Source organism: Saccharopolyspora sp. 7B, assembly GCF_020177435.1.
In the GTDB taxonomy this organism is placed as follows: domain Bacteria; phylum Actinomycetota; class Actinomycetes; order Mycobacteriales; family Pseudonocardiaceae; genus Saccharopolyspora_C; species Saccharopolyspora_C gregorii.
Window position 1 is genome coordinate 1 of sequence record NZ_JAIUKC010000229.1, and the last position, 10651, is coordinate 10651.

Consider the following 10651-nt stretch of genomic DNA (forward strand, 5'->3'; position numbering starts at 1 on the left):
GCAGGGCGCCGAGCACGGCATCTTCCCCGCGGGCCGGGCCGCGTTCAACGGGATGCGGCTGGAGAAGGGCTACCGCGCCTGGGGCGCGGACGTGTGGAGCGAGCACGACCCCGACGAGGCCGGCCTCGGGTTCGCCGTCAAACCCGGCAAGGGCGAGTTCATCGGCCGTGACGCCCTGCTGCGGCGCCGCGACCGGCCGGTGCGGCGGCGGTTGTGCTGCCTGCACGTCACCGACGGCGAGGTGCTGATGGGCGCCGAACCGGTGTTCACCGAGACCGGGCGCGACGCGGTCGGTTTCACCACCAGCGCGGGCTACGGCCACAGCACCGGCATGAGCCTCGCCTACGCGTGGCTGCCCGCCGAGCTGGCCGAGGCGGGCACCCGGCTGCGGGTGGCGTACTTCGACCGCCGACATCCGGCCGAGGTCGTCGCCGATCCGGTCTTCGACCCCGAGATGGCGCGGATGCGCGCCTGAGCACCACCCGCACGACGCAACCCGGGCCACCGCCCGGGCCGTTCGACACCACCCACCGAGAAGGAGCGCCGCTCATGACCGTGAATCCGAACCCGGGAATCCTGCAGTACTCCAGGCTGCGCAAGTCGCCGTTCTTCCACGCCTCCCGGCAGCACGGGGTGAGCCTCTACAGCGTCTACAACCACACCTACCACCCGCGCCACTACGGCGACCCGATCGCCGAGTACTGGGCGCTGCTGGAGGGCGTGACGCTGTGGGACGTCGGCGTGGAGCGGCAGGTGGAGATCACCGGACCGGACGCCTTCGAGTTCACCAACATGCTGGTGCCGCGCGACCTGACCAAGTGCAAGGTCGGCCAGTGCAAGTACGTGTTCGTCACCGCCGCGGACGGCGGCATCATCAACGATCCGGTGCTGCTGCGGCTGGGCGAGAACCACTTCTGGCTGTCCCTGGCCGACAGCGACGTGCTGCTGTGGGCGAAGGGCCTGGCGCAGAACCTCGGCATGGACGTGCGGATCCGCGAACCGGACGTGGGCCCGGTGCAGGTGCAGGGGCCGAAGTCGCGGGACGTGATGGTGGACCTGTTCGGCGAGTCCATCTTGGACGTTCCCTACTACTACGCGGTGGACCGCGAGCTGAACGGGATGCGGGTGGTGGTCTCCCGCACCGGCTACACCGCGGAGCTCGGCTACGAGATCTACCTGCACGACGCCACCCGGGACGGCGTGAAGCTGTGGGAGACGATCTGGGAGGCCGGTCGCCCGCACGGCATGCAGGTGATCGGACCGTGCCACATCCGCCGCATCGAGGCCGGAATCCTGTCCTGGGGCTGCGACATCACCTACGAGACGAACCCGTTCGAGGCGGGCTACGGCTTCGAGAAGACGTGGATGGTGGACCTGGCGCAGGAGGCCGACTTCATCGGCAAGGACGCGTTGACCCGCATCAAGGACGAAGGGGTGGCGCGCAAGCTCGTCGGGGTGCGCATCGGCGGGCCGGGGGTCGGCTCGTTCAACGACGGCAGCATGATCGAACCGTTCGACGTGCACGACCCGCACGGGCTGCGCATCGGCGAGGTCACCTCCGCCTGCCGCTCGCCGCGGCTGGACGCCAACATCGGGTTCGCGATGGTGCCGGTCGCCTACCAGGAGCCGGGCACGGAACTGGTGGTGCACACCCAGCACGGCCCGCAGGAGGCGCTGGTGGTGGAGAAGCCGTTCCACGACCCGAACAAGGAGATCCCGAAGCACTTCGAGCGCACGGCGACGGCGTGACCGGGCGGAGGTCGAGCTGATGGACACCAGCACGCAGCGGCTGCGGGAGACGTTGCTCCGCAGCAGGTTCGAAGTGCTGCCGGTGCGCGGAGCCGCCGAGCGGGCGCGGGTGCTGCCCGCGGGCAGCACCGTCACCGTCACCGCCTCCCCCGCCAAGGGGCCCGAGGCGACGCTGGACACGGCCGAGCGGTTGGCGGCGGCGGGGCTGCACGCGGTGCCGCACCTGGCGGGGCGGTCCATCCCGGACCGGGCCCGCCTCGCCGCGCTGCTCGACCGGGCGGCGGCGCTGGGCAGCGACGAGATCTTCGTCGTCGGCGGCGATTCCCCCGAGCCCGCCGGGGAATTCCCGGACGCGCTCGCGCTGCTGCGGGCGATCGAGGACCTGGGCCGGCGGCCCGGCCGGGTCGGCATCACCGCCTATCCGGAGCGGCACGCGTTCCTCACCGACGCGGTCACGATCGGGGCCTTGGCGGCGAAGGCGCCGCACGCCGACTACGCGGTCTCGCAGATCTGCTACGACCCGCAGCGGATCGCCCGCTGGCTCGGTGAGCTGCGCGACCGCGGCGTGCTGCTGCCGGTGCACGTGGGGCTGCCCGGGGCGGTGGACGTGACGAAGCTGCTGCGGGTGTCGATGAAGATCGGACTCGGCGAATCGCTGCGGTTCCTGCGCAAGCAGCACGGCGTGGTGACCAGGCTGCTCGTGCCGTACACCCCGGACGCGCTGGTCGACGGCCTGTCGGCGCACCTGGACGAGCCCGCCCCGGGCATCGCCGGGTGGCACCTGTTCACGTTCGACGAGATCGGCCGGACCGCTCGGTGGCGCGACGACGCCGTGGCCCGGCTCCAGGAGGTCCCCGCATGAGCATCCCGTCCGACCTGGACATCTCCCGGGCCACCGCGTTGCGCCCGATCGAGGAGGTGGCCGCGCAGCTCGGCATCGGCCCGCACCTGCTGGAGCCGTACGGCAGGCAGGTGGCGAAGGTGTCCCTGGACGCCGTCGAGGAGTTCGCCGACCGGCCGCGCGCCAAGTACGTGCTGGTGTCCGCGGTGACGCCGACCCCGCTCGGCGAGGGCAAGACCACCACGACCGTCGGCCTCGGCCAGGGCCTGAAGCAGCTGGGGCACCGCTCTGCGGTCGCGATCCGGCAGCCTTCGATGGGCCCGACCTTCGGCATCAAGGGCGGTGCCGCGGGCGGCGGCTACAGCCAGGTGGTGCCGATGGAGGCGCTGAACCTGCACCTGACCGGGGACGTGCACGCGGTGACCGCGGCGCACGACCTGCTGTCGGCGATGGTGGACAACCACCTGCACCAGGGCAACGAGCTGGGCCTGGACCCGAACCGGATCACCTGGCGGCGGGTGCTCGACGTCAACGACCGGGACCTGCGCTCCATCGTGACCGGACTCGGCGGCACCTCCGACGGCACGCCGCGGCAGACCGGTTTCGACATCACCGCGGCCAGCGAGGTGATGGCGGTGCTGGCGCTGTCGGACTCGCTGCACGACATGCGGCGCAGGCTCGGCCGCATCGTCGTCGGGTACACCGGCGACGGCACCCCGGTCAGCGCGGAGCAGCTGCGCGCGGCGGGGGCGATGACCGTGCTGATGCGGGAGGCGATCAAGCCGAACCTGATGCAGACCACCGAGAACACGCCGGTGTTCGTGCACGCGGGCCCCTTCGGCAACATCGCGCACGGCAACTCCTCGGTGGTGGCCGACCGGATCGCGGCGCGCTGCGCGGACTACGTGGTGACCGAGGCCGGGTTCGGCGCGGACATGGGCGCCGAGCGGTTCTTCAACATCAAGTGCCGCAGCTCGGGGCTGCGCCCGGACGCCGCGGTGCTGGTGGCGACGGTGCGGGCGCTGAAGGCGCACTCCGGCAACCACAAGATCGTGGCGGGCAGGCCGCTGCCGCCGGAGCTGCTGGCGGAGAACCCGGACGACGTGCGCGCCGGCGCGGACAACCTGCGCAAGCAGATCGAGAACATCCGGCTGCACGGGGTGTCGCCGGTGGTGGCGGTGAACGCGTTCCCCACCGACCACCCGTCGGAGCACGCCGCGATCCGCGAGGTGGCGGAGGCGGCGGGCGCGCGGGTCGCGGTGAGCAGCCACTTCCTCGACGGCGGCAAGGGCGCGAAGGACCTGGCGGAGGCCGTGGTCGAGGCGGCCGCGGAACCGAACCGGTTCCGGCTGCTGTACCCGGATTCCGCCGACCTCCGCACGAAGATCGAGACGGTGGCGCGGCGGGTGTACGGCGCCGACGGCGTGTCGTACGCGCCCGCGGCGGAGCGGTCGCTGCGGGACTACGAGGCGAGCGGGTTCGGTTCGCTGCCGGTGTGCATCGCGAAGACGCACCTGTCGCTGAGCTCGGACCCGAAGCTGCTGGGCGCCCCGACGGGCTGGACGTTGCCGGTGCGGGAGGTGCGGGCCTCGGTGGGCGCCGGGTTCGTGTACCCGATCTGCGGGGACGTGCGCACGATGCCCGGCCTGGGCTCGCACCCGGCGGCGGAGCGGATCGACATCGACGAGCACGGCCGGGTCGTGGGGTTGAGTTGACCGATCTCGACGCGAGCGTGCGGGAGTTCCTGGACGAGGTGGCCGCGCCGACGCCGTCCGCCACCGGCGGGGTGGTCGGCGCGGTGACCACGGCGGCGGCGGCCGGGCTGCTGGCGATGTGCGCGCGGCTGCGGCGGGACGCGTCGCGGGCCTCGCGGGCCGAGGCGCTGCGGCAGCGGGCCGTGGAGCTGGCGCGGGCCGATTCGGACGCCTACCAGGACGTGCTGGCGGCGCAGCGCCGGTCGGCGGACGACCCGGGACGGGCGGCGGCGCTCACCGAGGCGCTGGCGGGCGCGGCCGGTCCGCCTGCCCGGCTCGCCGAACTCGCCGCCGAGGTCGCGGCGCTGGCGGGCGAGGTGGCGGCGGAGGCGGCACCGGCGCGGCGCGGCGACGCGCTCACCGCCGCCGCGCTGGCCGCCGGGGCCGCGCGCGGTGCCGCGGCGCTGGTGCGCATCGACCTCGCGGCCGCGGGCGCCGACCTCGCCCCCGCCGACGAGGCCGACGCGCACGCCGCCGCCGCGGCCCGCCACCTGTCCTGAACCACCGCGGGTGCGTGGCCCGTCCCGGGCGGGCCGCACATCAGTCCCAGCTGATCGGCAGCCGGTGCACCCCGTAGATGACCATGTCGGTGCGCAGCGGCACCTCCGCGGCGGGGACGTCGAGGCGCAGCCCGGGCAGGCGGTCGAGCAGTTCGGCGTAGCCGATGCGCATCTCCACCCGCGCCAGCTGCTGACCGAGGCACTGGTGGACGCCGTGCCCGAACGACAGGTGCGCGCCGCGCCCGCGGGTGACGTCGAGCTCGCCGGGGTCGTCCCACTGCTCGGCGTCCCGGTTCGCCTCCGGCACCGACACCAGGATCGTCTCGCCCGCGCGGATGCGGACGCCGCCGAGCTCCAGGTCTTCGGTGGCGACCCGGCTGATGCCCAGGTGCAGCACCGACAGGTAGCGCAGCAGCTCCTCCACGGCGCCGTCGATCAGCGCCGGATCGGCGCGCAGCGCGGCGAGCTGCTCCGGGTGCTCCAGCAGGGCGAAGGTGCCGAGGGCGAGCATGTTCGCGGTCGTCTCGTGCCCCGCCGTGAGCAGCGTGGTGGCGATGTCGACGAGTTCGTCGTCGGTCAGCGCCGGATCGGCGTCGCCGTGCACCAGCCCGGACAGCAGGTCGTCGCCGGGGGCGGTGCGCTTGCCCGCGACGAGGCCGCGCATGAACTCGCGCAGCCGCCCCGAGGCCGCGGTCCGCTCCTGCTCGGGCGCCTGGATGTTCAACGAGATCGCCGCGTCCCGCTGGAACCGGTCGCGGTCGGCGTAGTCGACGCCGAGCAGCTCGCAGATGACCAGCGAGGGCAGCGGCAGCGCGAAGTCGGCGACGAGGTCGGCGCTGTTCCCGCGCGCCCTCATCCCCTCGACGAGGTCCACGGCCAGTTCGGTGACCCGTGCTTCCAGCGCGCGCATCCGGCGGACGGTGAACTGGCCGATGAGCATCCGGCGCAGCCGGGTGTGCTCGGGCGGGTCCATGAAGATGAACAGCCCGTGCTTGGCCGGGGCTTGCGCGGCGGCGTGCGGGCAGCCGCCCGCGGCGACCTCCTCCGGGGTGAGCTGCAGCGCGTCGCGGTGGCGGAACCGGTCGGAGCTGAACCGGGTGTCGCCGAGCGCTTCGCGGGCCTCGCGGTAGCCGGTGACCATCCACGCGCGGGCGCCGTTGAGCAGGGTGATCGGCGCGACCGGCCCGTCGGCGCGGAGCCGGTCGAGCCCGGCGGGCGGGTCGAACGGGAGGTCGCCGCGCTGGACGAGTTCCGGGGGCAGCGGGCGGCGCAGCCCGGGGCGGGCCGGGGCGTCGGTGTTCTGGTCGTTCACGGGGAGTCCTGTTCCCGGGCAGCGCGCGGCGCCCGTGGTGGCGGGAGGTGTCAGCGGACGGCGGTCAGCGGGGCGCGGGGGCGGGGGGCGCCAGCAGCAGTCCGGTGAGGCCGTCGGTGAGGGCGGTGCCGACCAGTTCCCAGTCGGCGGGGATGCCGGTGGCCGCGGCCGCGCGCTCCTGCTCGGCGCAGGTGTGCAGGACCGCGAGCCGGGCGGTGTCGCGGCGGATCGCGGCGACCTCCGGCGGGAGTTCGGGGGCGTGCTCGGCGAGCGCCGCGTTCGCCTCGGCCAGCAGCGGTTCCATCTCGGGCGCGTGCATCGGCCCGCTGCGCACGACCGGGTCGGTGGCGACCTGCGCGGTGTACCGGGCGCACCAGCTGGGATTGCCGAGGCTCGCCAGGTGCCGGACGTACGGCAGCACCGTGCAGGCGACGTGCTCGCGCGGGTCGCGGGATCCGCGCGCCGCGGCGAGCATCTCGCCGGTGTGCCGCACGATGGGTTCGCTGTGCGAGGCGCTGATGGCGCGCAGCAGGTCGTCGCGGGTGCCGACGTGGTAGGCCAGCGCGGAGTTGTTGGCCTGCCCGGCGGCGTCGACGATCTGCCGGTTGGACACCTCGGAGAGCCCGCGTTCGGCGAACAGCCGTTCCGCGGTGCGCAGCAGCAGTGCCCGGGTGGCGTCGGCGCGTTCCCGGCGGGCACCGGGGCGCGCGCCGGTCCGGTTCCGCGCGGGTCGAGCGTCCACGGCGGTCATCTTCTCACCACCGCACCGGGACTTCTTCGAGCCCGCCGACCAGGAGCCCTTCCCGGCGGCGCAGGTCGTCGGCGGGGACGGCCAGTTCCAAGCCGGGCACGCGTTCCAGCAGCGCGCCGAGCACGGTGCGCAGTTCGACGCGGGCCAGCGACTGCCCGAGGCAGGAGTGCGGTCCGGCGCCGAAGGTCAGGTGCGGGTTCGGGGTCCGGGCGAGGTCCATCTCGGCGGCGTCGGTGAACGCGTCCTCGTCCCGGTTGGCCGCCTGCATGAGGGCGAGCACGGTGCTGCCCGCTTCGATGGTGGTGCCGCCGATCTCGACGGGTTCGGTGATGTGCCGGTGCATGCCGGTGCTGCCGAGGTTCGCGTCGAAGCGCAGCACCTCTTCGACGGCCGGGTCGACGAGCGCGGGGTCGGCGAGCAGGCTCGCCCAGCGCTCCCGGCGGGACAGCAGCATCGCGGCCATCTTGCCGATCATGTTGGCGGTGGTCTCGTGCCCGGCGATGAGCAGGGCTTGGCCGGTGGCGATGAGCTCGGTCTCGGAGAGCCTGCCGTCGTCGGCGTCGCTGATCGCGGTGAGCTCGGAGAGCAGGTCGTCGCCGGGTTCGGCGCGCTTGGCGCGGACGTGCTCGGCCAGGTAGTTCCACAGCTCCTGGCCGGAGGCGCGGACCTCGTCCTCGGTGTACCGGGTGAGGTTGAGCATGTGGTCGGACCAGTGGGCGAACTTGGCGCGGTCGGCGGCGGGCACGCCGAGCAGTTCGCAGATCACGTACACCGGCAGCGGGAAGCCGAGCGCGGTGCGCAGGTCGGCGGGGGCTCCCTGCCGGAGCATCTCGTCGATCAGCTCGTGGGCGATGCCGGCGATCCGCGGTTGCAGGGCGCGCATCCGCTTGACGGTGAAGGAGCGGCTCAGCAGCCGCCGCCACCGCAGGTGCCCCTCGCCCTGGGCGATGGTGTTCGGGAAGGAGCCGTCCTCGGCGTCGTCGAGGGGCCTGCGGGTGAACCGCGGGTCGGCGAGGATCGCGCGCACGTCCTCGTAGCGGGTCAGCAGCAGCGCGTCCTCCCCGATCACGGTGCGCACCCGGGCCACCGGGCACTCCTGCTGCAACCGGCGCCATTCCGGCGGGGGTTCGAGGGCGGTCGGCAGCGGGAAGGGGAAGGGCAGGGGGTCGGTGGCGTGCCCGGTGACGGGGCAGGTGGTGTCGTCGGCTCGCATCGCATCCTCTTTAAGAAAGGCGTCTGACTTAAATGCTAGCGTAGCCTTCAGTCGGCTGACTGCCCAGCGGGCGCCGGAACCCCCACCACCGAGGAGGACGCCGTGAAGATCGAGATCGACGAGGACAGGTGCATCGGCGCGGGCCAGTGCGTGCTGGCCGCCGAGGCCGTGTTCGACCAGCGCGACGAGGACGGCGTCGTGGTGCTGCTCGACGCCTCCCCCGCCCCGGAGCACCAGGACGCCGCGCGCCAGGCGGCCGCGCTGTGCCCCGCGGCCGCCATCGCGGTCCGCGAGGACTGATCACGCGAGGGACGGCCCACCCGCGGGGCCGTCCACCCGCGGGCTCAGCCCGCGGTCTCCGCGTCCAACCAGGACAGGTAGCCGGGGTTGCCGCCGACGATCGGCGTCGCGATCACCTCGGGCACCTCGTAGCCGTGGTGCTCCTGGAGGTGCGCGACCAGCGCGTCCAGCCGCGCCGCCGGCGTCTTGATCTGCAGCTGCCACTCCGGATCGTCCTGCACCGCCCCGTCCCAGCGGTAGAAGCTGCGGATCGGCACCACCTGCACGCAGGCGCCCAACCGCGCCTCGACGACGCCGCGGGCCAGTTCCGCCGCGGCAAGCTCGGAATCCGTCGTGGTCACGACCTGCACGTAGTCCGCCATGCGCCGAGCGTATCGACCTCGCGGCGCGCGGCGAAGTTTCACGTCGGCCGGGCGGCGGTTAACCGGGAGAGAGGTCACGACCGGTGACCGCACAACCCGTTGCACCGCAACGAGAACTCCCGGCAGGAGGACGCCATGCGAGGGCTCGTGTACGAAGGACCGCGCCAGGTGACCGTCAAGGACGTCCCGGACGCGCGGCTCGAACGCCCCACCGACGTGCTGGTGCGGATCACCACCACGAACATCTGCGGCTCGGACCTGCACATGTACGAAGGGCGCACCGACCTGGAGCCAGGGCGGGTGCTCGGCCACGAGAACCTCGGCGTGGTGGCGGAGATCGGCGGCGGCGTCGAACGCATCCAGGTCGGCGACCGGGTGTGCCTGCCGTTCAACATCGGCTGCGGCTTCTGCCGCAACTGCGAGGACGGTATGACCTCGTACTGCCTGACGGCGCACCCCGACCCGGACATGGCGGGAGCGGCGTTCGGCTTCGCCGGGATGGGCCCGTACCACGGCGGGCAGGCCGAGTACCTGCGCGTGCCGTTCGGCGACTTCAACTGCCTGCGGCTGCCGGAGGACGCCGCGGACAAGGAGGACGACTACGTGATGCTGGCCGACATCTTCCCCACCGGCTGGCACGCCACCCGCCTCGCGGGGTTGCGCCCCGGGGAGTCCTGCGTGGTCTACGGCGCCGGGCCGGTCGGGCTGATGGCCGGGTACTCCGCGCTGCTGCAGGGCGCGTCGCAGGTCTTCGTGGTGGACCGCCACCGGGACCGGCTGCGGCTCGCCGAGCAGATGGGCGCGATCGCGGTGGACGACTCCGACGGTGATCCGGCCCGGCAGGTGCTGGACCTCACCGACGGGCGCGGCGCGGACCGCGGCTGCGAGTGCGTCGGCTACCAGGCGCACGACCCGCAGGGCGTCGAGCACCCGGAGATGACGATGAACAGCCTGGTGAACTCGGTGCGGTTCACCGGCGGGATCGGCGCGGTCGGCATCTTCCTGCCGTCGGACCCCGGCTCGCCGGACCGGCTGGAGCAGGACGGGAAGCTGGCCTTCGAGATGGGCTCGTTCTGGTTCCAGGGCCAGCGGATCGGCACCGGGCAGGCGCCGGTGAAGGCCTACAACCGGCGGCTGCGGGACCTGATCCACCACGGCCGGGCGGCGCCGTCGTTCATCGTCTCGCACGACCTGCCGCTGCAGCGCGCCGCGGACGCCTACGAGCGCTTCGACAACCGCGAGGACGGCTGGACGAAGGTGGTGCTCAAACCCGAGATGGCCGGGTGAGCGCGCCCGCGCGCGGTCAGCCCGACAGCCCCAGGCGCAGGTGCTCGATGTGGTAGACGGCCTCGTCGAGCAGCTGCGCCACGTGGTCGTCGTAGAGGCTGTAGACGACGCTGCGCCCGCTGCGGTTGCCGGTGACGAGCCCGAGCGAGCGCAGCAGCCGCAGCTGGTGCGAGACGGCGGAGGCCTCCATGCCGACGGCTTCGGCGAGCTCCCCGACGGGCCGGGCACCTTGGCGCAGTTCGCTGAGGATCAGCAGCCGGGACGGGGTGGCGAGCGCCTGGAGGGTCTCGGCGACGGAGGCCGCCGCGGTGGCGTCCAGCTTCGCCGCGGGCGTGACCGCGTCTTCGACACCGTGACCCATGCGCGCAGTGTATCCGCACGACCGAAAACCTGAACGACTGAACACCTGAGCAAGCGTTCATGTATTCTTCGGCGCGCCCCGCCCCCGCGCCGAGGAAGCAGAGATGGTCGCGCTCGCCGACAGCCCCACCCCCACCACCAGCCCCGCGCACCCCCCCCACCCCAGCCGCCGCCGCGCCCCCCCCCCCGCCCCCGCCCCCCCGCCCCCCCCCCCCCCCCCCC

General features: G+C 73.4%; 12 protein-coding genes. 7 read left to right on the top strand and 5 right to left on the bottom strand.

Translation table 11 applies throughout. The features are described 5' to 3' along the window. The 5 genes from LCD33_RS27405 to LCD33_RS27425 form a co-directional block, all read left to right on the top strand. On the top strand, positions 1-475 hold a 475-nt coding region (locus tag LCD33_RS27405), incomplete at its 5' end, for a glycine cleavage T C-terminal barrel domain-containing protein (RefSeq protein WP_304612924.1). A gap of 74 nt (positions 476-549) precedes the next feature. Further along, positions 550-1749 (top strand): glycine cleavage T C-terminal barrel domain-containing protein, encoded by a 1200-nt coding sequence (locus tag LCD33_RS27410; protein WP_224962804.1) that lies wholly within the window; start codon positions 550-552, stop codon positions 1747-1749. 19 nt (positions 1750-1768) lie between these two features. Continuing rightward, entirely contained in the window at positions 1769-2611 is an 843-nt protein-coding gene (locus LCD33_RS27415) for a methylenetetrahydrofolate reductase (protein WP_224962802.1), read from the top strand. Further along, on the top strand, positions 2608-4305 hold the full coding sequence (locus LCD33_RS27420; protein WP_224962800.1) for a formate--tetrahydrofolate ligase: 1698 nt from the start codon (positions 2608-2610) through the stop codon (positions 4303-4305). Before LCD33_RS27415 ends, LCD33_RS27420 begins: the two co-directional genes overlap by 4 nt. Then, entirely contained in the window at positions 4302-4844 is a 543-nt protein-coding gene (locus LCD33_RS27425) for a cyclodeaminase/cyclohydrolase family protein (protein ID WP_224978437.1), read from the top strand. Before LCD33_RS27420 ends, LCD33_RS27425 begins: the two co-directional genes overlap by 4 nt. Positions 4845-4884: 40 nt before the next feature. Here the strand turns inward: LCD33_RS27425 and LCD33_RS27430 are convergent, their stop codons facing one another. From LCD33_RS27430 to LCD33_RS27440, 3 genes are all read right to left on the bottom strand, one after another. Next, positions 4885-6156 (bottom strand): cytochrome P450, encoded by a 1272-nt coding sequence (locus LCD33_RS27430; protein ID WP_224978438.1) that lies wholly within the window; start codon positions 6154-6156, stop codon positions 4885-4887. A gap of 64 nt (positions 6157-6220) precedes the next feature. Continuing rightward, positions 6221-6907 (bottom strand): TetR/AcrR family transcriptional regulator, encoded by a 687-nt coding sequence (locus tag LCD33_RS27435; RefSeq protein WP_224978439.1) that lies wholly within the window; start codon positions 6905-6907, stop codon positions 6221-6223. A 4-nt stretch (positions 6908-6911) separates the two neighbouring features. Next, positions 6912-8120: a cytochrome P450 gene (locus LCD33_RS27440; protein ID WP_224978440.1), complete on the bottom strand. Its 1209-nt coding sequence runs from the start codon at positions 8118-8120 to the stop codon at positions 6912-6914. Between the two features lie 102 nt (positions 8121-8222). On the opposite strand from LCD33_RS27440, the gene LCD33_RS27445 reads away from it, so the two are divergent. Beyond that, on the top strand, positions 8223-8420 hold the full coding sequence (locus LCD33_RS27445) for a ferredoxin (RefSeq protein WP_224963137.1): 198 nt from the start codon (positions 8223-8225) through the stop codon (positions 8418-8420). A 44-nt stretch (positions 8421-8464) separates the two neighbouring features. Here the strand turns inward: LCD33_RS27445 and cutA are convergent, their stop codons facing one another. After that, positions 8465-8782, bottom strand: coding sequence for a divalent-cation tolerance protein CutA (gene cutA / locus LCD33_RS27450; protein ID WP_224963139.1), 318 nt, complete (start codon positions 8780-8782; stop codon positions 8465-8467). A 135-nt stretch (positions 8783-8917) separates the two neighbouring features. Between cutA and LCD33_RS27455 the strand changes: the two genes are divergently transcribed. Next, complete coding sequence (locus tag LCD33_RS27455; RefSeq protein ID WP_224978441.1) at positions 8918-10069, top strand: glutathione-independent formaldehyde dehydrogenase; 1152 nt, start codon at positions 8918-8920, stop codon at positions 10067-10069. A 16-nt stretch (positions 10070-10085) separates the two neighbouring features. Here the strand turns inward: LCD33_RS27455 and LCD33_RS27460 are convergent, their stop codons facing one another. Further along, positions 10086-10430, bottom strand: coding sequence for a metalloregulator ArsR/SmtB family transcription factor (locus LCD33_RS27460; RefSeq protein WP_224966399.1), 345 nt, complete (start codon positions 10428-10430; stop codon positions 10086-10088). Positions 10431-10651 lie beyond the last annotated feature (221 nt).